The 24,641-nt window shown below is 45.6% G+C and carries 20 protein-coding genes; 4 read left to right on the forward strand and 16 right to left on the reverse strand.

Going from position 1 to position 24,641, the window contains the following annotated elements:
* Window positions 1-41 precede the first annotated feature (41 nt).
* The 4 genes from AXI57_RS19465 to AXI57_RS19480 all read right to left on the reverse strand — a co-directional run bounded on the left by AXI57_RS19465 (window position 42) and on the right by AXI57_RS19480 (window position 4,426).
* Window positions 42-554 carry a GNAT family N-acetyltransferase gene (locus tag AXI57_RS19465; protein ID WP_061671028.1) on the reverse strand — a complete coding sequence of 171 codons (513 nt, stop codon included), beginning with the start codon at window positions 552-554 and terminating at the stop codon, window positions 42-44.
* A 190-nt stretch (window positions 555-744) separates the two neighbouring features.
* The gene (locus AXI57_RS19470) at window positions 745-1,935 is read right to left on the reverse strand and encodes an MFS transporter (RefSeq protein ID WP_003328347.1); all 1,191 of its coding nucleotides are present in this window, start codon (window positions 1,933-1,935) and stop codon (window positions 745-747) included.
* A 63-nt stretch (window positions 1,936-1,998) separates the two neighbouring features.
* Entirely contained in the window at window positions 1,999-2,421 is a 423-nt protein-coding gene (locus AXI57_RS19475) for a MerR family transcriptional regulator (protein ID WP_003328348.1), read from the reverse strand.
* A 115-nt stretch (window positions 2,422-2,536) separates the two neighbouring features.
* Complete coding sequence (locus AXI57_RS19480) at window positions 2,537-4,426, reverse strand: ABC-F family ATP-binding cassette domain-containing protein (RefSeq protein WP_061671029.1); 1,890 nt, start codon at window positions 4,424-4,426, stop codon at window positions 2,537-2,539.
* Window positions 4,427-4,641: 215 nt separating this feature from the next.
* Here AXI57_RS19480 and AXI57_RS19485 point away from each other — a divergent pair, with 215 nt between their 5' ends.
* The gene (locus AXI57_RS19485) at window positions 4,642-5,718 is read left to right on the forward strand and encodes a tetratricopeptide repeat-containing glycosyltransferase family 2 protein (protein WP_061671030.1); all 1,077 of its coding nucleotides are present in this window, start codon (window positions 4,642-4,644) and stop codon (window positions 5,716-5,718) included.
* Window positions 5,719-5,757: 39 nt separating this feature from the next.
* On the opposite strand, the gene AXI57_RS19490 is transcribed toward AXI57_RS19485, so the two are convergent.
* Window positions 5,758-6,378: a methyl-accepting chemotaxis protein gene (locus tag AXI57_RS19490; protein WP_371861955.1), complete on the reverse strand. Its 621-nt coding sequence runs from the start codon at window positions 6,376-6,378 to the stop codon at window positions 5,758-5,760.
* 252 nt (window positions 6,379-6,630) lie between these two features.
* Window positions 6,631-8,088 (reverse strand): benzaldehyde dehydrogenase, encoded by a 1,458-nt coding sequence (gene yfmT / locus AXI57_RS19495; RefSeq protein ID WP_061671031.1) that lies wholly within the window; start codon window positions 8,086-8,088, stop codon window positions 6,631-6,633.
* Between the two features lie 256 nt (window positions 8,089-8,344).
* Between yfmT and AXI57_RS19500 the strand changes: the two genes are divergently transcribed.
* Window positions 8,345-9,730 carry a branched-chain amino acid transporter BcaP gene (locus AXI57_RS19500; RefSeq protein ID WP_061671032.1) on the forward strand — a complete coding sequence of 462 codons (1,386 nt, stop codon included), beginning with the start codon at window positions 8,345-8,347 and terminating at the stop codon, window positions 9,728-9,730.
* Between the two features lie 120 nt (window positions 9,731-9,850).
* A complete protein-coding gene (locus AXI57_RS19505; RefSeq protein ID WP_061671033.1) occupies window positions 9,851-11,083 on the forward strand; it encodes an MFS transporter in 1,233 nt (410 codons plus the stop codon).
* Window positions 11,084-11,126: 43 nt separating this feature from the next.
* On the opposite strand, the gene AXI57_RS19510 is transcribed toward AXI57_RS19505, so the two are convergent.
* The 7 genes from AXI57_RS19510 to AXI57_RS19540 all read right to left on the reverse strand — a co-directional run bounded on the left by AXI57_RS19510 (window position 11,127) and on the right by AXI57_RS19540 (window position 21,846).
* Window positions 11,127-12,062 carry a hypothetical protein gene (locus AXI57_RS19510; RefSeq protein ID WP_003328358.1) on the reverse strand — a complete coding sequence of 312 codons (936 nt, stop codon included), beginning with the start codon at window positions 12,060-12,062 and terminating at the stop codon, window positions 11,127-11,129.
* 14 nt (window positions 12,063-12,076) lie between these two features.
* Window positions 12,077-13,240, reverse strand: coding sequence for a glycosyltransferase family 2 protein (locus tag AXI57_RS19515; protein WP_061671034.1), 1,164 nt, complete (start codon window positions 13,238-13,240; stop codon window positions 12,077-12,079).
* A gap of 27 nt (window positions 13,241-13,267) precedes the next feature.
* A complete protein-coding gene (locus AXI57_RS19520) occupies window positions 13,268-14,179 on the reverse strand; it encodes a putative nucleotide-diphospho-sugar transferase (RefSeq protein ID WP_061671035.1) in 912 nt (303 codons plus the stop codon).
* Between the two features lie 24 nt (window positions 14,180-14,203).
* The gene (locus AXI57_RS19525; protein WP_010787904.1) at window positions 14,204-15,172 is read right to left on the reverse strand and encodes a GDP-mannose 4,6-dehydratase; all 969 of its coding nucleotides are present in this window, start codon (window positions 15,170-15,172) and stop codon (window positions 14,204-14,206) included.
* A 6-nt stretch (window positions 15,173-15,178) separates the two neighbouring features.
* Entirely contained in the window at window positions 15,179-15,943 is a 765-nt protein-coding gene (locus AXI57_RS19530; RefSeq protein WP_003328362.1) for a glucose-1-phosphate cytidylyltransferase, read from the reverse strand.
* A 248-nt stretch (window positions 15,944-16,191) separates the two neighbouring features.
* The gene (gene ltaS, locus AXI57_RS19535; RefSeq protein ID WP_061671036.1) at window positions 16,192-18,114 is read right to left on the reverse strand and encodes a lipoteichoic acid synthase; all 1,923 of its coding nucleotides are present in this window, start codon (window positions 18,112-18,114) and stop codon (window positions 16,192-16,194) included.
* A 546-nt stretch (window positions 18,115-18,660) separates the two neighbouring features.
* Window positions 18,661-21,846: a bifunctional cytochrome P450/NADPH--P450 reductase gene (locus AXI57_RS19540; protein ID WP_061671037.1), complete on the reverse strand. Its 3,186-nt coding sequence runs from the start codon at window positions 21,844-21,846 to the stop codon at window positions 18,661-18,663.
* A gap of 171 nt (window positions 21,847-22,017) precedes the next feature.
* Here AXI57_RS19540 and AXI57_RS19545 point away from each other — a divergent pair, with 171 nt between their 5' ends.
* A complete protein-coding gene (locus AXI57_RS19545; RefSeq protein ID WP_003328371.1) occupies window positions 22,018-23,088 on the forward strand; it encodes a DUF3900 domain-containing protein in 1,071 nt (356 codons plus the stop codon).
* A gap of 189 nt (window positions 23,089-23,277) precedes the next feature.
* Here AXI57_RS19545 and AXI57_RS19550 read toward each other — a convergent pair whose 3' ends face one another.
* The 3 genes from AXI57_RS19550 to AXI57_RS21150 form a co-directional block, all read right to left on the reverse strand.
* Entirely contained in the window at window positions 23,278-23,922 is a 645-nt protein-coding gene (locus AXI57_RS19550; RefSeq protein WP_010787895.1) for a Bax inhibitor-1/YccA family protein, read from the reverse strand.
* Window positions 23,923-24,043: 121 nt separating this feature from the next.
* Window positions 24,044-24,358, reverse strand: a complete 315-nt coding sequence (locus AXI57_RS19555) for a hypothetical protein (RefSeq protein WP_061671038.1) — start codon at window positions 24,356-24,358, stop codon at window positions 24,044-24,046.
* A 36-nt stretch (window positions 24,359-24,394) separates the two neighbouring features.
* Entirely contained in the window at window positions 24,395-24,571 is a 177-nt protein-coding gene (locus AXI57_RS21150; RefSeq protein WP_013390429.1) for a YezD family protein, read from the reverse strand.
* Window positions 24,572-24,641 lie beyond the last annotated feature (70 nt).

Below are 24,641 nucleotides of genomic sequence, written 5' to 3' on the forward strand. Positions count from 1 at the left end.
TTTTCTCGGTATATGCTTCCGCTAACGTCTTCGTTTGTAACTCATATCCACTCCTCTTCTAAAATAGCGTAATAATACTCATCCCACCATTGGTTTCCATTTGGAATACATTTTTTAAAATAGCCTTCTCTTCTCATTCCGATCTTCTCCATTACTCGATAGGAAGCGATATTCTGCGGCTGACAGGTTGCGATAATCCGATGTAATTTCATGTTTGTAAAACCAAATTCTAATATAGCTTGTGCAGCTTCTGAGGCATACCCTTTATTATAATACTTCGGATTAAATACCCACCCAATTTCATAACTATGCTCACCAAAATACTTAAAAAAAGCAATGTGACCGATTACAATGTTTTCTTCCTTTAATACCACGGGAAATTTTTCAGCATTTTCACCCATATTTTCATTCACAAACTTCTTGGCATCCTCTTCAGTAAACACACCTTCCGGTATATATTTCATAACATGAGGATTTGATGTGTATTCATAGACATCTTGCCAATCTTCGCATTTAAATTTACGTATTACCAGCCTATCCGTTTTTATATCCATTTGATTCTCTCCAATCATAAATAGTAATCCATTTATCTATTTCGATAGGAAAGATATAAAAACCTTTAACCTGCCCCGATATTGAAATTAGACATTGAAATCCATCAATTCATATCAACCTCCGGCTCTATTTCCTGCATACATTAGCCCTTTAAAAAAAAGACACTGCATCCCGCGCAGTGTCTTTTTTTTAATGTCCAGCCTTAATCCCGGCCAAATGTTTGCGTCCCGCAAGAAGCACGAGCATACCCACAAGAACAACAATTCCGCCAACCGTATACGGTGTATGGGCTGTAAAATGTTCAGACAGCATTCCCGCAATCCACGGCGCGATCGCACCGCCGATGAAGCGGACAGAGCTGTAAGCAGAAGAGGCAATGGAACGTTCGACAGGAGCAGAGCCCATGACGGCGGTTGTCATAATGGTATTGACCATCCCGAGAACCGCTCCCGCAATAACGATACATGTAATCACAAGAACCATATGCTCCGTCCAGATGCCCATGATGAATAAAATTAGGGCAAACGCGATAAACAAAAGAACCAGGGAGCGCACAGTGCCAAGCGCTTTGTGAAGTGCCGGCGCAGTAAATACCGACGTGATGGCTAACAGCAGCCCCCAGCCGAAAAAGACGTAACCAAGTCCGTGTTCATCCAAATCAAGAACAAACGGCGAATAGGCGAGTAAAATAAAAAATCCAAAGTTGTATAAGAATGCAGATACCGCCATTGTCAGCAGCCCTTTGTATTTCAGCGCCTTCATAGCGTCAAACACACCAACACGTTTCGCCGGTTTTGCAATGTTCGGAAGCATGATTGAAATCGCGCATAAAGCGACAAACATCAGGACAGACACACCAAAGAACGGCGCGCGCCATGAGATGCTTCCCAGCTCGCCGCCTAAAAGAGGACCGACTGAAATCCCGAGTCCAAGCGCAGCTTCATACAGAATAATCGCTTTGGCGCTTCCGCCGACAGATACTCCTACGATAACCGCGAGCGCTGTTGAAATAAACAGGGCGTTCCCTAAGCCCCAGCCGCCCCGATAGCCGACAAGCTGTGCAATAGAACCTGAGCTTCCGCCAAGTCCGGCGAAAATAATAATAAAAATAAGACCGAGAATCAATGTCCATTTTGCACCGATCCTGCTTGAAATCGCTCCAGAAAAAAACATCATAAAACCTGTCACGAGCAAATAACTTGTAAATAACAGTGATACTTCACTAGGTGAAGCATGTAATTGTGCTGCAATCGCCGGAAGAATAGGATCGACCAGCCCGATTCCCATAAAGGAAATGACACAGGCAAATGCAACAGCCCACACCGCTTTCGGCTGGCTCAGCAATCCTGTTTTCTGATTCACTTGTGTATTGTTATCCATATGATCTGACCTCCAACTTGATACATTAAAAGAAACGCTACATCCATAGCGTTTTTACTAAAATCATTCGATTGACTGAATAGCGTGTTCCGCTTTGTCTTTCATTCCGTTCAGCCGCTCTTTGAAGCTTTGGAACGTGCGTATCTTTTCATCAATCATCGTAAGCTGATGATTCAATGTTTCCTGAATTTCTTCCAATTTCTCTTTACGCTCTTTTGGATCAAGCGACAGCAAATAGCCTTCTTTCTTTAATTCAAGCTGGCGGCTTGTTTCCATGAAATGCTGAAGCTCCTGAAGAGAAAAGCCGAGCACTTCTTTGGTATTGATCACCTTCTCCAACTCTTCCATATCGTCTTCCGAATAAAGCCGAACTCCGCCTTCTGTCCGTTTCGGCGCAGGAATTAAACCGATCTCCTCATAAAATCGGATGGTCCGCTTTGTCAGCCCGCTTCTTTTGGCCACCTGATCAATCTTCATCCATTCCAAGGTTACTCCCCCTTTTGCTGTATCTGATCTTATTATACACCTTTTGAACCTTAACGTAAACGTGAACTTTTCGACAAAAAGAAAAACCGCGTCACGCGGTCTCCCTTTTTTCTTCTTATTGCTCAAGCTCTTCAATCATAAGCGACAATTCTGTCCAGCGATCCATGGCGGCTTCCAGCTCTTCCGCTGTTTTTGCCTGCTCAGCCATCAGGTCTTGAATTTTTCCAAAATCACTTCCCGCGCCGGCGATTTCTGCCTCAAGCTGTTCGTGCTTCTCTTCCAGCTTTGCGATTTTGTCTTCAATGCCATCCCATTCAAGCTGATCCTTGTATGAAAGCTTCTTCCGCTTTTTCTTCGGCTCTGCTTCAGTGCGTTTCTCTTCTGCCGGCTGTTTTTCTGCTGATTTCTTGGTCTTCGCTTTTTCCATGTACTCACTGTAAGAGCCTTGGAATCGTGAAATCACGCCGCTTCCTTCAAACACAATCAGCCGGTCCACAACTCTGTCAAGAAAATACCGGTCATGGGATACCGTAATGACAACGCCGGGAAATTGGTCTAAATAGTCTTCCAACACGCCCAGTGTTTCTGTATCCAGATCATTGGTCGGCTCATCCAAAAACAGGACATTCGGTTCCTGCATCAGTACATGCAGCAAGTACAAACGGCGTTTTTCCCCGCCGGACAGCTTGCGGATAAATGTGCGCTGCATATGGCGCGGGAACAAGAAACGCTCCAGCATTTGCTCCGCTGTAATGACATCTCCTTCAGTTGTTTTGACGATTTCCGCTGTTTCTTTTATATAATCAATGACTTTCAGCTCGCCATTCATTTCACTGTGGTCTTGCGTATAATAACCGATCCGAACCGTTTGGCCGATTGTAATCTCACCCCTATCCGGTATCACCCGTCCGGCAAGGCTGTTTAAAAGCGTTGTTTTCCCGATGCCGTTCGGTCCGATGATACCGATTCGCTCACCAGGGATGATCAATTCGCTGAAGCTGTCCACCAATGTATTCCCGCCGTATGAAATTGTCACTTGCTCGGCTTCAATCACCTGTTTGCCGAGGCGGTGTGAGCCGATCGCAAAATCGAGTGCACCTGAAGAGGAAGGCCCGTCTTGCTCCTTCAGCGCCTCGACTCTGTCGATTCGCGCTTTTTGTTTTGTTGACCGTGCTTTTGCTCCTCGTCTGAGCCAAGCTAATTCACGTCTAAGCAAATTCTGGCGCTTTGTTTCTTTTTGCTCCGCCTGCGCTTCCCGTTCTGCCCGCTTTTCCAAAAAGACCTCGTAATTTCCTTGATACGTGTACAGGCTGCCATTTTCCAACTCATAAATCCGGTTCGTCACACGGTTTAAGAAATACCGGTCATGCGTCACCAGCATGACCGCACCCGGATACTGCGCCAGATAGCCTTCCAGCCATTCGATCGTCTCATTATCCAAATGGTTTGTCGGCTCGTCTAAAATCAACAGATCAGCAGGCTGAATTAGGTTTTTCGCAATGGCGACCCGTTTTTTCTGTCCGCCCGACAGCTCATGCACAGGTTTTGTCACGTCATTGACACCGAGCTTTGAGAGAACGGTTTTCGCCAAGGTGTTTGCGTCCCACGCATGATTTGTATCCATTTTCCCTTGGGCTGTGAGCAGATTTTTCTGCAATACTGCATTTTCAGGCGCTTCATTCAGTTCCTGAAGCGCTTTTTCGTATTCCCGCAATGTTCTCATCACGGCCGAGTCGCCAGAGTAAATGTGTTCCAGCACCGTCTGCCCGGCAGGAAGTTCAGGGTCCTGATGCAAAAATTCAACATGAACGCTGCCCGATTTAACGATGTCCCCCTCTTCTGTTGATTCAAGGCCGGCAATCACTTTTAACAATGTAGATTTGCCGGTGCCGTTCGGCCCGATCAGACCAATTCTTTCATTCTCTTCTATATGGAAGGAAATATGATTGAATAACGTTTTATCTCCGTATGTTTTATAAAGATGTTCCGCTTTTAGTATGCTCATGGTTCCTATCAATCCTCACGTAAGTTCATGAGTTCATTGTAAATCAGGTGATGGAATAAAACTAGTAAAAGATCATATCGCGTGGTAAGGCGTCCTTTCTCGTACCATATACCAGCTAACAGATTCCGTCCGATGAGGATTCGGCCATTTACAGTGCTTGACCGAAGCATGTTTCCGCCCTCTCCTTTATAAACTGGAAAAGGAGAGGTGATGATATGATCAGCATCAGCTTGTGTATGATTGTAAAAAATGAGGAAGAGGTGCTGGCAGGCTGCCTTGATTCAGTCAAGGGGATCGCCGATGAGTTTGTCATTGTTGATACGGGATCAGCGGATGCGACAAAAGAAATTGCTGCCCGCTATACGGATATGATTTATGATTTTGAATGGACTGACCATTTTGCCGACGCACGCAATTTTGCTTTTTCTAAAGCGTCAAAGGATTATATCCTCTGGATGGACGCCGATGACGTGCTGACGGATGAAGACAGAAAAAAGCTCGCCGATTTAAAAATAAGCCTCAGTCCCGATATTGATGCAGTGTCGATGTATTATCACGTCGGATTTGATGAGAGAGGCGAAGTTAATTTTAAATACCGGAGAAATCGGCTTGTGAAGCGGGAAAAAGGGTTTCGCTGGATCGGAGCGGTCCATGAATATCTGGAGGTATACGGCAATATTTTAGAAACCGATATCGCCGTCACACATCGCAAACATCATAAAACCGCAGCTCCTCCTTCAGACCGCAACTTAAAAATCTATGAAAAAATGGTGGAGGGCAATCAAACACTGACGCCGCGTGATTTATTTTATTTTGCCAATGAACTGAAGGACCACAAGCAATACAACCGCGCCATTACGTATTACCATCATTTTTTAGCTACAAAAAAGTGCTGGATCGAAGACGAAATCAGAACCTGCCAATATTTATCTGACTGCTACCGGGCGCTCGGCCATGAAGAAGCGGCCTTACACTCGCTGTTAAAGTCCTTTTTATTCGATCAGCCAAGACCGGAGTTTTGCTGCCGGCTCGGTGACTATTTTAAAGAAAAACAAAAATACCGGGAAGGCGCCTTTTGGTATGAACTCGCCCTTTCCGCAAAAAGCAGCGATTCAGGATTTACACAAGTGGAATATTCCACCTGGTATCCGCATTTGCAGCTTTGCGTCTGTTACTGGCAGCTCGGTGACAAGAAGACAGCAAAACAGCACAATGATCTTGCCGCCTCCTTCCATCCGACCCATCCAAGCGTCTTGTTTAATAAAAACATATTCGCCGAACAATCAGAATGAAAGCATTAAAAAAAGATCAAGGGCACAGCCCTTGATCTTTTAAGCTTCTTCCAGCGCCTTTTCGGCCATTTTCGCAAGGTGCTGCGCGCTTCCTGAGATTTCCTGCATTGTTGCTGAAATCTGTTCGACAGCCGCTGCCTGCCCGTCTGTATGCTGGTTGATGGATTCAATGGATTCCTCCAGCCCCTTAAGCAGGCTGTGGATTTTTTTCGTGATATGGTCGATCTGTCCGACGTTTTCTTTCGAATGGGTGGCGAGCTTTCTGATCTCATCCGCCACGACGGAAAAGCCTTTCCCCGACTCTCCCGCTCTTGCCGCTTCAATCGCGGCGTTTAAGCCAAGCAGGTTGCTTTGGTCGGAAATTCCCTTAACTGTGACGGAAATATCGGCAATTTCACCGGCGCTTTCACTGACTTTCTTCGCTTGGGAAGAGATGCCTGACATTTGGGTTGAAAAACCGTTAATGGATTCAGAAATATCCTGGATGGCTGATGCGGTTTGTTCTACGACAGCAGACAGGCTCTCCGCCACATCATGAAGCTTGGACGATCCCTCAAGACTTGTGCCGACGCCGACTCCGCCTATAACTCTGCCGTTTTTATCATGAAGCGGGATCGCCCGGGCGATCAGCGGAAAACCAAACAGTTCTTTTGGCACCATGCTTGTTTTCTTCTGGTTGCGGCGGATCGCGTCGGTGATAATATCCCCCTCTTGCAGCGGGTCGCCTGCTTTTACATTGAGAGAAAAGGTTTTCGCCGGGATATTGACGATTAATTTTTCTGTATCATAAATACCGATTGTAATATCGTCTTGAATCAGGCTGTTTAAATAAGGCGCGACTTTTACAAACGCCTCCAGAAGTTCCTGGGTGTCATTCTCCGTGTTTATGGTCACAGTTTATCCACTCCTTTTTTAGTATGGGAAATTGCGTTTTTCATGCTGAACGGAAATCCATTTCATAGTTGTAAATTCTTCAAGGCTCCATTCGCCGTTTAATCGGCCGAGGCCTGATTGTTTTTCTCCGCCGAAGGCTACGTTCGGCTCATCGTTGATCGTCGTATCATTGACGTGGATCATTCCGGTCTCAATTCGTTTCGCAAATGCGACGCCGCGTTCAACATTGGCCGTATGAACCGCTCCGCTTAAACCAAACGGCGTATCATTCGCAATATCAACCGCTTCGTCTTCCGAATCAAACTTCATCACTGAAACCACCGGTCCGAACAATTCTTCATGGGCAATGCTCATGGAAGGTTTGACGTCTTTTAAAATCGTCGGCTCCACGACTGTTCCTGCGAATCCGCCGAGTGTAACCGGAACCGCTCCTTCTTCTATCGCTTTTTCAACAGATTTCATTAATGCATCGGTTTGTCTGCTGTTGATTAACGGTCCGATAATCGTTTCAGGGTCCATCGGGTCTCCGACTTTAAGTGACTCCACTTTCGCCTGATACATCTCCAGAAATCTGTCATGGATAGAAGAATGAACCAAGATGCGGTTTGCAGACATACATATTTGCCCCTGATGCGTAAACCGGCTGAACACCGCCGCATTGACCGCATATTCAAGATCAGCGTCTTCAAGCACGATAAGCGCACTGTTTCCGCCAAGCTCAAGCAAAGGTTTTTTGAAATGTTTCATCGCCAGCTGGCCGATATAGCTGCCCACTTTTGTAGAACCCGTAAACGAGATAATCCGCGGCACAGGATGCTCCACAAAGCTGTCGCCGATTTCTGCGATATCAGTGACGACTACGTTCAAAAGCCCTTCAGGAATGCCGGCCGCTTCAAAAATCTTCGCGATCAAAGTACCGCCGCAAATCGGAGTTTCTTCATGCGGCTTCAGCACGACTCCATTTCCGGCTCCCAGCGCGGGCGCGACGGATTTCACAGATAGGAAGAAAGGAAAGTTAAACGGACTGATAACGCCGACCACACCGGCAGGCACTCTGTACAATCTGTTTTCTTTGCCGTCAATGGTGGATGGGAGAATTTTGCCTTCCATCCGCACCGGAAATGTCGCTGCTTCTTTTATGATATTTTTCACTAGGCCGATTTCGAACGCGGCTTTCAGCCTTGTTCCGCCGAGCTCCTCCATAATCAGATAAATAATGGCTTCTTCATTTTCTTCAATATAAGCCACGGCTTTTTCAAGAATCGTTCTTTTTTCAAACGGATTCACCGCGTCCCATTTTTTCTTTGCTTGTGCGGCTGACTTGTATGCTTCATCTACATCATCCGTATTTGCTTTACGGAATGATGTGATATTTTTTTGGGTATATGGGTTCTTATCTTCCAAAAGACTTGAACCGGCGCCCTCACGCCATTTTCCCCCAATAAACTGTTTGTTTAATTCTTCATATTGAAACATATCAGCAACTCCTTACCCAAGATATTGTCGAAATTTGATGAATATACTTTTTCTATCGGTTTTATTTAAAAAAATTCAATTCTATTTTCAATTTTATTAGCAAAAATTACTATACTGTTATACCACACCGCTTTTATGCTTCTTTCTTTTAAAGCGGAAAAATATTTTATTGACTATCTAAAATTTCGACAATATAATACTACCGTCAATATATATAATTGAAAGAATATTATGATTATTTAACAGGAGGAACTTCATGGGTTCATTATTTCGGAAAAAACCGCTTGATACATTGCTCGCCCAAAGCCAAACAAAGAGCCTTTCCCGTTCTTTAAGCGCTTTTGACCTCGTTTTGTTAGGCATCGGCTGTGTGATCGGCACCGGCATCTTTGTCATCACGGGGACAGTAGCCGCTACAGGCGCGGGGCCCGCTCTTATTTTATCGTTTATTTTAGCGGGGCTTGCTTGTGCGCTTGCAGCCTTTTGCTATGCTGAATTTTCATCTTCTATTCCGGTTTCCGGAAGTGTGTATACGTACTCATACGCAACCCTTGGGGAATTGCTCGCCTTTTTAATCGGATGGGATTTAATGCTTGAATATGTGATCGCGCTTGCTGCGGTTGCAACTGGATGGTCTTCATACTTTCAATCGCTGCTCGCCGGCTTTCATCTGCACATTCCGGCAGCATTGACTGGAGCTCCCGGAAGCTCTCCCGGAGCCGTATTCAATCTTCCGGCGGCTGTCATTATCTTGATCATTACTGCGATTGTCGGCAGAGGCGTCAAAGAAAGCACACGCTTTAACAACGTGATCGTGCTTATGAAAATCGCGATTATTTTATTATTTATCATTGTCGGAATCGGCTATGTGAAGCCGGACAACTGGTCGCCGTTTATGCCGTTCGGTATAAACGGCGTGATTGCCAGCGCCGCGACTGTTTTCTTTGCTTATCTAGGTTTTGATGCGGTATCTAACGCCTCGGAAGAAGTCAAAAATCCGCAAAAAAATATGCCAATCGGCATTATCGGAGCCTTGGCGATCTGTACCATTCTTTATATCGCGGTATCGCTCGTCCTGACGGGCATGATGCCTTATACACAATTAAATGTCGGAGACCCGGTGTCCTTCGCGCTGAAGTTTGTCGGACAGGATCAATTGGCCGGCATCATTTCCGTCGGCGCCATTGTTGGGATTACGACTGTTATGCTCGCTTTGCTTTACGCACAGGTCCGTTTAACTTTCGCCATGAGCAGAGACGGCCTGCTGCCGGCGCTGTTCGCAAAAGTCCATCCAACATTTAAAACGCCTTTTCAAAACACCTGGCTGACAGGTATCGTGGCGGCCGGAATCGCAGGGTTTATTAATTTGGGGACGCTCGCCCACCTTGTGAATATGGGAACGCTCGCTGCATTTACGGTCATCTCGATCGCCGTCATTGTGTTAAGAAAGAAGCATCCTGACGTTACGGCTTCCTTCAGAGTTCCATTTGTTCCGGTCGTTCCGATCATCAGCGCCGGATTATGCCTTTATCTTGCGTCCAGCCTTCCCGGCGTGACATGGCTGGCGTTTGTCATCTGGATTGCTGTCGGAGCTGTCGTCTATTTCCTTTATTCAAAAAAACACAGCCAGCTAAACAACTGACCACAAAAGACTCTTCTTTCGTTTTCCTAAAGAAGAGTCTTTTTTCCTCTTGATAAATCCTTCACCTTATGAATAATATGTTTGTATGTTCTTTGTTACATATGTTAGGAGGAGAATCTGTTGGCTATTGCCGCCCCATTGAAAGAGAAACCTGTCCAAAAACCCGGAAACACGGTGTATTCTATTTTAGTTATCATCGGGATCTGCCATTTGCTGAATGACTCACTGCAAGCCGTGATTCCCGCGATGTTTCCTATTTTGGAACGTTCCATGAGCCTGACGTTCACACAGCTCGGCATCATTGCGTTCACCTTAAACATGGTCTCATCCGTCATGCAGCCCGTTATTGGCTGGTATGCCGATAAACGGCCGATGCCGTATGCCCTGCCGCTCGGACTGACATCAAGCATGCTGGGCATTTTAGGGCTTGCCTTCGCCCCATCGTTTTTGACCGTTTTATGCTGTGTGTTCTTCATCGGCCTGGGCTCCGCCGTCTTTCATCCGGAGGGCTCACGCGTCGCCTACATGGCAGCAGGCTCAAAGCGCGGTCTGGCTCAGTCAATTTATCAAGTCGGAGGAAACTCCGGGCAAGCGATGGCTCCGCTGATCACGGCACTGATACTTGTCCCGCTCGGACAATTTGGCGCCGTATGGTTTACGCTTGTTGCCGCGCTCGCCGTTCTGTTTTTAATTTATATCGCCAAATGGTACACGGCTCGGCTCGGCGACCTGCAGCAGCGGCCGGCTAAAAAAGCGCAAACAGAGGCGAAAAACACGTCCATTTCGAAGTCAATTACTGCCGCACTTATCATTATTATTTTTCTTATTTTCGCGCGCTCTTGGTATGTCAGCGCCATCGGCAACTTCTATACGTTTTATGCGATGGATACGTATCACGTAAGCATCCGGCAGGCCCAAAGCTATATTTTTGTTTTTCTCCTGTTTGGCGCTGTCGGCACGTTTCTCGGAGGCCCGCTTGCAGACCGTTTCGGAAAACGGACCGTCATTATCTTTTCTCTGCTTGTGTCAGCGCCGCTTGCGATTCTGCTCCCATTCGCCGGACCTGTCCTTGCCTATGGGGTGCTCGCGCTGATCGGAGTCATTCTCATGTCAAGCTTTTCAGTCACTGTTGTCTACGCTCAAGAGCTTGTCCCAGGAAAAATCGGCACGATGTCCGGACTGACTGTCGGGCTCGCCTTCGGAATGGGGGCGATCGGAGCTGTCGCGCTGGGAGCTCTTATCGACTCAGCCGGGCTGACGCCAACCATGATTGCCATCGCTTTTCTGCCGATTTTAGGCATTCTGGCTGTCCTGCTGCCGAGTGATCAAAAGCTGAGAGAATGGCATAACTGATCATCTAAAAACCCCTGTCTGCATAGAACAGGGGTTTTTTTCGTTATTCTATTTTATAAAAGTGGGTATCCGGAACCGCGTATTTCGGAATAAATCCGGCTTTAAAATTCGGAAACGCGCGCTGTATTTCTTCTATCCATCTTGCCAGGTTTAAGGTATACGGGAGATAAATGAAATCAATTACCGCTTTATCATCAATATGGTAATACCAGCACAGGTTAAACTCCTTTTCCGTAATAAGAGTGAATCCTGAGAAATGGTAAAACATCAGCGGTGTTCCATTGAGATACACGTTATCATTCTCCAGCGTCACCTTATAATTTTCTATATTCCACAGTGCTGCGTTTGCACCGATGGATGTTACCACATGGACATTTTTGAACTGCCGCGGCCACTTTTCGACATACCTTTGGTCGCCGTATGTCTTTCGCTCCTCGTCCATGTCCACTGTACAATGAGCGATGCAATCCTGTCTCCACTGCCACACAGCTTCATAAGCCTCTTTCACATTTCTGCTGCCGACAAATCCGGTGTTGAATTGCCCCGTCCGCTCATAATATGACATAAACCGTTCAGAATTGCGATGGTCAGTCAAAAACAGAGAGGCCTCTGGTTTTTCAGCAAATATTTGCCCCGGATCAGAAAAGAAATACAGATCCGTATCCATGTGGGCAAAGTACTCCGCGTCACGCCGCTTATTCATCACGTAAAATAAGAAAGCGGGTTTCAGCGTCCAGCAGTATTCGTGAAACGTCCTGTTGCCCTTTGCCTCTAACAGCTCCGGGTCCTCCATTTCATGCAGCTGCGTAAGCGTGACATGCTCCCATGGCACGTGCCGAAGCAATTGATACGCTTCCTGGTCGATGCACAGCACATGCAAGTGAAAGTCGCTGCAATGCTCATGGAGAGAATGAATCATCGGCATCAGCTTAAAAATATGGGTTCTTGAAACGATCGTTGTAAAATGAAATTTACTCACCATACCACATCCATTTATCTAAGATCCACGTATAATAAATCAGCGATCAGCGCATATAGCGCATTGGCAAAGTCATGTACGCCCAATTTCTTTTCCGCTTTAACAAGAAGCTTTTTTATGTGCTGCAAATCAAAGCTTTTCGCTGTCACCCTCGGGCTTTTCTGCCGCCAGTCGGGATCAAGGTTGCGGTCCTTCACTACATGAAGCAGCTCAAGGAACAGGTTCAGCAGCTCTTCATATTTTTCATATTCCAGCAGCTTGGCGATATCCTCCATAATGCCGTTTGTTAAGGAGGCGTTAAATGGCCCGTTAAAGGCGAGATGCACGCCAAGCGAATGGATATTGTTGTACTTGTCACACATATAGGCAATGTTTGTTCTGATATCATCCACAGAAGCGCAATTGCTCGGGTGCTCCTGATGGACGCTCATGATGTCGCGCCGCAGCTTAAAAGAAAGCCCCGCCTGATGAAGCCGAATGCCAAGGTCATAATCTTCAAAGCCGTACCTCACAATGCCTTCATCAAACAAACCGATATCGGCCACGTGGCGCCGTTTGACTGACGAGTTATTCGTAATAAAAAACCGCCAAGGCAGATGGTAGCCCGCCAAGTCATCTCCATACTCGTCTAAAATGCTCTTCAGCGCGTCAATAAAATCGGTATCCAGATCAAAGCTTTTCTTCTGGAAGCTTCCGTCCTTCACCTCTTTTTCAGTTAACAGCGCCTGTTTATTTTTGGCCGGCATATCTTCATAAATCTTTGCGAGACGCTCCTTATGTTCCTTTTCAAAGCGATCATAATAAAAACTGTAGATCCGTTTCCAAAACATGCCGCACACCACAAGACTGTCTTCATTCTCATGGGCTTTAATATGCTTTGCGACAAGATGTTTTTCAGCAAGCATATCGCTGTCATGAAAAATCAGAATCTCTCCTCTTGCATTGCGGACCGCCTGATTTCGTCCATACGCAATTCCTCTGTTCTGTTCAATCCGTACAAAGATCAACGGAAATTCCGCTTTGAAGGATTCGAGCATGGAAAGCGTCCCGTCCTCAGAGCCATTATCCGCCACAATGACTTCAAATTCTTCCTCGCACTCCTGTTCATTTAACGTCAGCAGGCTGTTGTAGAGCCGTTCTTTTGAATTATATGCAGGAATAATAACGCTTGCCTTCACTTTTTTCACTTCCTGTATTTGATTCGTTTATTTGTTATCGTCTTTTGATGCAAAGCCGTTGAAAGCAGGATCAATCTCTTCCACCGTACGGATGACATGCGGCAGCATCTTTTGATACAGCTCATGCACAAAGGGCAGATCCGTCCGGGTTGTTTCATGAATTTGTTTGATTTCGTTTATGCTGACGATTCGATACCCGCTGAAATGGTAAAAAATCAACGGATTCCCGTCTTCCAAGAGAATTCGTCCATCCTGCTGCGAAAGGGTATGCTTCCCGTAATTCCAGTGGCCGATATTTACACCCGGTGTCGTAATGTCGCAAACATTCGGAAACAGATCCGGCATATAGTCCAAGTATCCTTGATCTCCGAACTTGCCTTCACCCGGCGCGTTCTTACACTCCTCAAGACAGCGCTCCATCCACCACTTCAGGCAGTCATTGCCCGCTTGATCATTTTTGAAGCTTAGAAAACCCGAGTTATACCGGCCTAACAGACGCTGGAGCATGTCAATCTGCTCTTGTTCAAACGAGGGGATCACAATGTCGCCGCGAGAGAGTAAAACAGAACAGTCGGGCTGATTCTCAAAAATGCGGCTCGGATCAGAGTAAAAAAACAAATCAGCGTCAATATACGTCACTCGTTCTAAGTGAGGATTGCTGTTGAGCACGGCTTGAAGAAAAATTGGCTTCAGTGTCCAGCAGTACTCGCTTTTGTCCCTCGTGTCCTTCAGTTTCAGCAGGGCGTCATTTTCAAGCGCCGTCACAGGAACAAGCGTGACATGCTTCAGATTCATTTTTTGCAGGACCCCGTACGTGTCATCATCCATACAAAGAGTAAAAATGGAGCAGCTCTCTTGGACCCTCTCCAAGGAACCGAATAACGCGACAGCCTGATACAATCTTCCTTTTGATAAAACGGTACAATACGCGCTGGCCATGTTTTTTTCTCACCTCCATACGTATTACTTTTTAAAGAATTCGGTGTACCACTTAATTGTTTTTTCAAGTCCTTCATCAATCGTGTAGGCAGGTGTCCAGTTCAGCAGCTTTCTCGCTTTTTCAGCGGATAAATATTGGTGCTTGATTTCGTTGCTGCCTTGGTTCAGCACGTTAGGCTTCAGATTGCTGTTCATGGCCTTCAGAATTTTCTCCACGAGTTCAAGCACCGTCAATTGGATTTCATTGCTGAAGTTAAAAGCTTCACCCGCCAGATTGTTCTCCTCCATTTTTTCCGCCAGAAGGAGATATGCCTGTACAGCATCCTCAATATAAAAATAATCGCGGACAAAGGTGCCGTCACTGCGGATTTCCGGCGCTTCGCCGTTAAGCACAAGCTGAATAGTCTGCGGAATGATGCGGTTAAAGTTCAAATCACCGCCGCCATACAGGTTTCCGCAGCGTGTGATACAGACCGGAAGACCGTATGTGTGAAAATACGTGTGGCTGATCAGATCCGCACAGCTTTTTGAGACATCATACGGATGGTTTCCTTGGAGCGGCATATTTTCGTCATACGGGAGGTTTTCTTGATCTCCGTACGCTTTATCACTGGAGGCGACGATGACGCGCTTGATTAACGGATGCTTTCTGCAAGCCTCGAGAATATTCCATGTACCGAGAATATTCGCTTCAAAGGTTGAAATCGGATTACGGTTTGCGACCCCGACAATGGCTTGCGCGGCGAGGTGGAAGACCGTGTCGATTTCATACTCCCCAAGTGCGCGTTCAATCACAGGCAGATCCTCAAGTGCGCCTTGGACGATGTTTATTTTTTGAACGTACTCTCCTTGATAAAGGTTGGACTTCGGCACAGCATCACGGATAAGCCCCGTCACATTGGCTCCCTGATCGACAAGCTCTTTTACCAGATAACTTCCCAAAAGACCTGTACACCCTGTGACAAATACATTTTTATTTTTCCAAAAGCTCAACGCAAATCACCATACCTTCCATACATGTTGTCCTTGCTCCCACATCTTATTAACTTCCAAAAGGTTCTTATACGTATCAATTGCCGTCCAAAAACCGTGATGGCGATAAACCGCAAGCTCACCGTCATTCACCAGATTCCGAAGCGGTTCATCTTCGAACATGACATCCCTGTCTTCGGGCAGATAATCAAACACTTTAGGACTCAGCACAAAGAATCCGCCATTAATGATCCCGTCGCTGGATGTCTTTTCAGAAAATGTTTTCGCCATTCCCCCGTCAACGGTCAAGGTGCCGAATTGCGTCGTTCTATCAATGCCTGTAACCGTCGCAGCCGCGCCTTTTGTTTGATGATAGCTGATCAGATGGAAAAGATTAATATTGGCAAGTCCGTCCCCGTACGTCAGCATAAAGGTTTCATCGCCGATGTACTCTTTTGCCTGCAAAATCCGCCCCGCCGTCAGCGTATCCTCCCCTGTTTCCAAAAACGTAATTTTCCACGTTTCAGGCTGCCCCAGCATCCGCACCTCTCCTGTCGAGCTGTCCAGCGTCATGCTGTGGTGCTTCCAATCGTAGTCTAAAAAATATTCCTTAATTTTCTCTCCTTTATAGCCTAAAAGCAGAATAAATTCGTTCACTCCATAGTACTGATAGATTTTCATAATATGCCATAGAATCGGTTTGCCGCCTATCATGGCGAGCGGCTTAGGAAGCTCATTGGTGACCTCACTCATTCTCGTTCCTTTTCCGCCGCAGAGAATGACCGCTTTCATCTCTACCCCTCATCTCTATGAAAATTGAAATCGAAACCTTTCGAAACATAACAGTCCTCACAATCTATCAAGGTAAACGTCCTCGATAATTTGTCCGAATCTCCATCTCGGTTTCAAATTCTACTGTAATGATATGAGAGAACGGAGCGCTTTGTGACCAATTAGAATCTATTTTTTCAAGTTGGTCTAAAAACCAAAAAAAGAGCCTTAAGCGGATATGATGCTGCCGCTTAAGGCTCCTATACCTATTATTTGCTTGTTTTCTGTTCCTTGCCGTAATGATAGTCAGACGGATCAACCGCTTTAAAATCACTTAGCTTATGGAATCTCAGCAAGTCTTTGTAAAGAACACTATCTGAAAGTTTCAGCTGCTGTGTCACTCTCGTTTTCAGGTTCTTTGTTTCTTCATTCGCCTCTAGTTCTTTCCCTGTCTTCGTATCATAGATGATATTATCGACAGACGTATACTTCGGCGTCACGAAGTCACCGTTTCTAAACGCTACGGTATCATCATGTTCTTTAGAGAATAGATCTGTACCGAAATTGATATAGTTCTCAGAATCAATGCCTTGCAAATGAAGCAGTGTCGGCATAACATCGATCTCACCGCCGTACGTATGATTCACTCCGCCTTTTTTTCCGGGAACATGAATCATAAGAGGCACACGCTGGTTCTGCGTGTTTTGATAAGATGTAATCTCTTTTCCGAGAATTTCCTTCATCGCTCGGTTATGGTTTTCAGATATGCCGTTATGGTCTCCGTAGAGCATCACGACAGAGTTATCATAGAGACCGGATTCTTTCAGCTCTTTAAAGAATTGCTCGAGCGCTTCATCAAGATAACGGGCTGTTTGGAAATAACTATCAACCGTTTTATCGCCGGTCGTTGCTTTATCAATCGTCGCATCTTTTTCATCCAAGTTGAACGGATAATGGTTTGTCAGCGTGATTAAATGTGCGTAGAACGGCTGCTGCATCGATTTAAGCTTCGATGTCGATTCCGTAAAGAACGGCTTATCCTTCAGCCCCATATTGACGACATTTTCATCTGACATGTCATACGTGCTTGCATCAAAGAAGTCATCATAACCGATATGTTTATAAATCTGGTCACGATTCCAGAAGGACTTATAATCACCGTGTAAAACAGCGCTTGTGTAGCCTTCTTTCTGATCTAATATCGCAGGCAGCGATTGATACGTATTTTCTCCTTTTGTCACAAAGGCTGAACCTTCAGGAAGGCCGAAAATACTGTTATCCATGATCAGCTCGGCATCCGCTGTTTTTCCCTGGCCTGTCTGGTGAAAGAAGTTATCGAAATAAGTCATGTTATCTCCGCCGTGCGCAAGCTTATTCAAAAACGGCGTGACTTCTTCACCGTTCAGCTTATAATCGATCAGGAACGATTGGAAGCTTTCTAAGTGAATCTTAATAATGTTTTTGCCTTTTGCAGCGCCAAAGTACTCTGCATTTGGTTTTGCGTAATGAGACGTCGTGTAGTTCTCGACGCTTGTCAAATCATCGCTGCTTGCGTAAGCTCTTTGCGATTCCGTCTGAGCGGTCTGCACACCGTCATAAATCGTGTAATTGTATAGACCCAGGTATTTTACGATATAATTGCGGTCAAACGTTCTTGTCAACAGCTGCGGGCGATCCTTTTCAGCGACAGCCAAGTTGATGAAGAACAACGCGATACCCGCTACAATCACTAACGATGTAAAGCGTTTTTTCATCTTGTAGCCCTTCAGCTCAGGTCTCCAGATCAGTACGGCAATCAAAATGATAAAATCGACAAAATAGAAAATATCATGAGCGGCCATAATGCTGAAAATCCCGTCTCCCATGTTTCCGACATTGCCTGACTGCTTAATGTTCGGGAACGTCAAGAAGTCATCAAAGAAACGATAGAATAGGATATTTGCATATAAGATGAATGTCATCACAAAATCAATAATCAGCATAATAATGGCCGATTTACGCCCTTTCGCAAACAAAGCAAGTCCTAAAAAGACGATGGCGCTTGAGAACGGGTTAATCAATAATAGAATTTCCTGTGTTGTGCCCTTTACCCCAAGGTTGAATTCTGTCTGATAAGATAAATACGTTTTTGCCCAAAACAGAATAACAGCCAGCACAAAAAAGCTAAGTTTGTAAGAAAAAAGTTTCTTCATGTCAACCTCTACTTTCTTAAACACTTATAATCTTTTTTTAATGTTTATCTTTATCCTTTAATCCAATTCCTTCTTTCCTAACAAAATCAAGGCATCACACAACAAATAAACATGCCGATCAAAAATCGGAATATTTACGGTTTGTACCATACCATTTTTATAACAGCTATTTCAACGCCAAACACTAGACGCAAGAACTCTTCTTTCCGTTTCAAAAAAAAACAAAAAAACTTGCAGAACCCAGTGCTGCGGGGCCAGATACCCCTTTACCCATCCAGAAGGAAACAGATATAAATATAAGAATAACATAAACTAGCAAAAACGAAAAATGGGCATACGGACAGACGCCTTCTTCCGGACTGTGGTTATTGTATGCATGAACCTTTCGGGTGATCACTTTTTTTGAGAATCAAAAGATAAACAGTCTATGATGCAGCAGAATAGGCGAACGCTTTTTTCCGCCTCTGCAAACACAGGTATTTCTCCATTATACAAAAAAGGAAAAAGGCTGGATTACTCCAGCCCTCCATGTAAAACTGGTTGCCCTTAAATTCCAGCCCAGACATCTTTAGCATACATACCGTTTGTTTGCAGATTTCCCAGCCATTTTTGTGCTTCCTGCTCTCCCACTCCATGAACCGACTGATACGCTTTTTGCAGCGTCGTCTCTACATCCGGCGCCATTTTACTGCCATCGCCGCAAACGTACAGATGCCCTCCCTGGTCAAGGATAGAAATTAATTCCTCGGCATTCTCCGCCATTAAGTGCTGTACATACGTTTTCGGAATTCCCTCTTTTCGGGAGAAAGCCGTATGGAGCGTTACGATTCCTTCTTTTTCATATGCCTCAAGCTCGCCCCGATAAATAAAATCGTTATCGTTTCTGCATCCGAAATACAAGTGAGCCTCGCCCAGCGTTTTCCCCTCCTGCTTCAATGCCGCGCGTGCCTGCAAGAAACCGCGGAATGGGGCGACACCGGTCCCCGGGCCGACCATGATGATCGGTTTTTCGGGATCTTCCGGAAGCTGGAACTGAGATTCCGGTGTACGGACAAACATGTCAATATCATCCCCCGGCGTACGGTCCGCCAAGTAATTCGAAGCTACTCCGCGATATTCGCCATGCCCGCTCCAAGCAGGACTTCGGACCACGCCGACGGTAATGGCAGCTTGTTCCGGGTTCACTCGCGGAGAACTTGAAATGGAATAATATCGCGGTTTAAGCGGACGTAAAAGCTCCAAAAACCGTTCAAACGGCATTTCACATGCCTCGTACTTTTCGAGAAGATCCAGCATCGAAATGCGTTTCTGCAATATTTTCTCCTGGTAGACACCCTCTTCTGCCAAATCTTCCAATTCGCGTTTATGCGGCGGGCAAACTGTAAATGCCGCCAGCTCCCGTATTTGTGCCCTGGTCGCTGCTTCTTGTACATCAACACTGTAGCTAAGAAGATCATGTAAACTGACAGGCCGGTCCAAAGGCAGATGGGCTGCGCTGCGTCCGCTTGCAGTCAGTGTGACTTGATCATTTCCTTTCAAGCCAAATCTTCGAAGAATTCGATTGACTTTTTCCTGACTGTTACTTGGCAGCACCCCAAGGTGGTCTCCTTCCTGATACGTCACTCCCGGCGGTAAAGCGATCTCAATATGCCGGGTGCTTCGATCGCTGTCCGCAGACTGAAGTTCTCGATTTTCCGTAACGGATGCGTGAACGGCTTCGTACGACCGGGCCAAAGGAGATCCGCCAAGCCCCCTGACAAACTCAAGGCTTAGCGTACTTCGTTCCTTCTCCGCATTTTCGTTGAGCTTCAGCCCGAACGCGTTCATCGCGTCCGACCACATGGTTTGTTTCCATTGGTCAAGCTGTCCCTCAAAATCACCGCTTACATCGCCCTCGCCTCGTGCTGAGAACCGTGCTGCCCCTTTTTGGGCAAGCTGCTCATCAATATATCGCGGGACATCCTGGTACGTACTGGCCCAGTTATGATCTCCGCAGCCAAACACAGCATATTGAACACCTGTAAGCTCACCCGGTTTGATTTCTTCGAGCCATTGCACGAATTGTCCCGCATTGCTTGGCGGCTTTCCATTATAAGATGAGGTGACGATCAGAACGGCTCCTTCTTTCGGCAATTTGCCAATCTGATCATTAAGAGCCGCTACCTCAGTCCGGACACCGTGCATACTGGCCGTATCCGCGAGTTCCCGCGCCACACCCTCTGCGGTCCCCGTGTCAGAGCCGTAAAGGACAAGCAAAGGACGATTATTGACACCTACGATTGAAGCGCTCTTCGTGTCCGGTTTCTCCTTTTGATCATCCGGCGCTTTTTCATCAGATGTCAGAACAGCTGAATTCATGGCCTCCTGATTTCGGGATTGAACCCGGATTTTAAAATCACCCGGTTTAAGTGTTAACGTTTGTTTGATGTCCAGTTCATAATTCGTATGATCAGTTAATTTAAAATATTGGAGAATCATCCCCAGCACGAGAGTCGCCTCATGAAGGGCAAACTGCATGCCGATACATGCCCGCTGTCCATTCCCAAACGGTTTGTAGGCATGATGCGGCACTTGATCCGGATTTTCAAACCGCTCAGGATGGAATTCTTCCGCGTTCTCTCCCCAAGCCTCTTTGTCACGGTGAAGCTGAGGAATCAGAACGGAAATTCTATCTTTTGTCGTGATCGGATATTTCCCTCCAATCACTGTGTCTTCTTTTGCATAAAGGCTAAAAGCCGGAGCAGTGGGCCATAAACGTAATGATTCGTTTAAAATCATCCGGATATATGAAAGCTGCAGCACTTGTTTGTATGTAGGAGTCGGACCTGTTAACACCTGATCGACCTCTTCATACGCTTTTTTCATTTTATCCGGGTTTTTCAATAAAAAGTAAATCGCAAAGGACAATAAACCGCTCGTTGTTTCATGCCCCGCAATTAAAAATGTAATGATTTGAAAACGAATATTCTCATCATCCAATTTCTCCCCTGTTTCCGGGTCTTCCACATTCAGCATTCGGGCAAGCAAATCTTTTTCGTCTTGATCTCCATCTGCCTTGCGTTCAGCAATAATACTGTCTACTAAAGAAAACATGGTTTGAATATCATGGTGAAATTGGCGTTTTGTCCTGACCATAAGTTTGTCTTGAAAATCAAGCCGCTGCATTTGATGCATAGCTTCATCAAGCGCGCGAACCATACTGTTAATAAACGGATGGGGCGTTTCCCTATAGTAGCTGTTAAAACGATAGTTAAACCCGCACAAACCAATCGTGTCCAATGTAAGCCGAGTCATATCTCCCGGCACATCAACTGCTTCGTTAGGGTTAAGCCTGGCCCATTTTTGAATCAGCTGGACGGCGATATCGACCATCATGGAGTGATACTCTTTCATGGCCCGCTGGCTGAAAGTCGGCATTAGAATATTGTGCGCTTTTCTCCAGTTAGGCTCATGCGTCCAGCTTGTAAATAATCCGTCTCCGGAAAAAGCGCGGACTTTTTCTAAAGCGCCTTCAATGCTTTTATCAAAGCGGGACTCATCGCAAATCTCTTCTACTAACTCATGGCCAGAAACAATGATCGTCGTGCCCGCAGGCGTATTCAATTGAAAAATGGGGCCATACTCATCCGCCAATTTGCTAAGCGACAGAGTCGGCCTGTCTTTATCAATTAAAGGAAGATTGCCAAGCGGTCCAAACGTTTTTGGCTGAGGAATCGGGCTTGTTTTCTTCATAAAAACATCCTTTCTGCATTCGATGCCTTCTATCTCTAAACTACAATGCCCTTTAAAGGCAGCAATTATCCGTTTTGTGTGACAAACATCCCTCCACTCTCCAATTGACGTATGATCACTGTTTTTTCTATACTTGAGAAGCTGTAAAATACGCAAATAAGGTGAGTTCATATGGAGTTTGAAATCAAGTTTTTATCCTTTTATGTCATACAGGTGGAAGGCAAGGACGAGCAGGCGAATAAGACATTTAAGCACTTCCAGACGCTGAACACCGAAGAATTTGAAGAAAGCGAGCTGAAGGATTTTCTCGACGGCGAGCTGAAAAAAATCGTCAAACGGAAAGCAGAACGCCACCCCCAGTCCGAGCAGGTGCCGACCAAAATCGGCCATTTTATCGTCGAACCGGGGCATGAGCTTGATTCCAATCCGAACTACAACATGTTCAACCGCGCACGCCTGGCGGAAACAAAAGAGGATTTTAACGAGCTGAGCGAGCAATTCGTCAGCACGTATCTTGATACGAGTGCTGTTCGCGGCGGCGTTTTCTTAGTTGCTTCCGCAGTGCCGCGCAAATACTTTGACGATTCCTTCGTCTTCATTATGAAATGTGATTTTGAGCCAAAGGTCGCCCGCATTTCAGACACGTCTTCCCTCATTAAAAAAGTCGAAATGGCGATCACGACGAAAAACATGAAAAGCATTCAATACCCATTCATGCCAGAGGAAGGAATGGTCGAAGAAGGCGAGCTGAAAATCCACCAGGCGTCACACGCCCGCTACTTCGAAGATTTTCTGAAGTTTGTTGAGTATGGAGAATCCATGCCGGAAATCATGAAATCGCAAGTCATGAACATGGTCCAGGAGCATGTATATGAAACATATGAAGAAAACAGCGAAGAGCTTCAGCAGTTCGAGCAAGACATTGAAATCTGGGAAGCAAGCGAAAAACGGGAAATCCAAGAACGGCTCGACACCCACCAAGTGATCGAAGCCTCCGCGCAAATCATCGAGCACACACCTGAAGCCGGGCTGAAGATGAAAGTCGGAGAAACTGAGATTAAGGGAATGCTTGCTGACTTTGGGGATTCTATTCATCTTGCAAAGGTGAACGGCAGATATGTCGTTCTTGTTGAAGCCGATACGATTTCTTTTGAGAAAGGAAGTTCTCCTGTTGAGTTTCATAAGCCTGAGGGGCTGCATGAGGTGATTGAGCGGATACGCCAGAAAACAGAACAAGAATGACAAAAAGTCCAGAATCTATTTTTCTGGACTTTTTTAGATTAGCAGGCTTCCTTTAACAAAGCATAACATTCACCAATCAGCGTCTCCGTCCCAAGCTGCCTCAGGATGATTACAGATCCGCTTCAAGAGAAAATCATGGTGTTAATAAAAATAAATAAGCGCCCATCCCATGGATAGGCGCCTTTTCATTTAATCATCACTGCTCAAAATTCCGAAGAAGCGCAGCAAATTAATAAACAGGTTAATAAAATCAAGATACAGTGACAAAGCCATAACCGGAATTAAGTCTTCCGTGATATGCCGATGCTTGATTTGATTCAAATCATATAAAATGTAGAGTGAAAACACAATCGTTCCGATCACAGAATACGCCAGCATGGCAGCTGAATTCAGCGGGCTGAAGATGCTGAAAATGCCTACCGCGATTAATGCGATCAGCGCAACCAAAAGGAATGACGCCAAAAACGAAAGGTCTTTCTTCATTTTCGCTCCGATTGTTCCGAGAACCGCAAAAATCAAAAATGTTGAACCGAATGCTTCAAGAACAACATAAGCTCCGGCGGTTGAAGCGTAGTAGCTGACGACCGGAAAAAGGGTAATCCCCGAGATAAAGGCAAACGCATAAACAAACGCATATCCCACCGCTTTTTTTCTCCGCAGCCAAAACGCCGCGATAATCATCCCTACTTCCACGATGGACAGGGGCAGCATCAAGGCCGCAGGCACAAATTGGCCGGCACAAAGCCCGATGGTCGCGACCAGCAAAGTGAAAACAAAGACCGTTAGGATGCGCTGCATGATAGAATGCTTATTTTCATGAACCGTTGCTTGCATGTCAAAAATCCTCCCAGAAATTGATCTTAAAATTCTATTATATAAAAATTTAGGAGAATTTGTATATACACAAGGGGATTTTAAGGTAATTTTTCATTTTAGGGATTTCTTTGATTTTCTTTTAGGAACAGACTTTTTCCTGTGACTCCATAAATTCAAAAAGCTTTCTGGCCAGTCCGCCGTTTCCGAATTTCATAAATTTGTGTTTGTCGGATTTCATTCCGGAAGCTTTTGCAAATTCCAAAAAAGCCAATACATGAATCCGGCGGCTGGCGATATTGATGATGCCCGAATCGTAAAACCAATTATCAATCGTATTCAGCACCCCTTTATTTAATCCATATTGATTGCGGCACCAATGGAGAAAGCGTGCTTCAGGCAGATTCAGGTACTTGCTTTCGGCCAGTGAATGATGCGGATATGGTGTGGTTTGCATAATCGATGCCTCCTGACATTGGTTTTACAGGCTGCTTTAAGATTTAGATTTGGGGTCCTTGCTTTGCAGTGAAAAGCGGTATTTTTCAACTTTATCAATTTGGGTGACTTGTGAATTGTGGACGGTGATTTGCACGGTTCCAAAATCTAATGTTTCTAGCGCACTGATAATTTTTTCGAGTACCTCTGGATCAACGGTTGCTTTGGAAGTCAATGACATTCTCCCCCTTTACTCATTTCAAGCGCTGTTTGTTCCAATGCTAATCGTACCCCGGCAGTCTTCT

Origin of the sequence: Bacillus atrophaeus, from assembly GCF_001584335.1 — a bacterium.
In the GTDB taxonomy this organism is placed as follows: Bacteria; Bacillota; Bacilli; order Bacillales; family Bacillaceae; genus Bacillus; species Bacillus atrophaeus.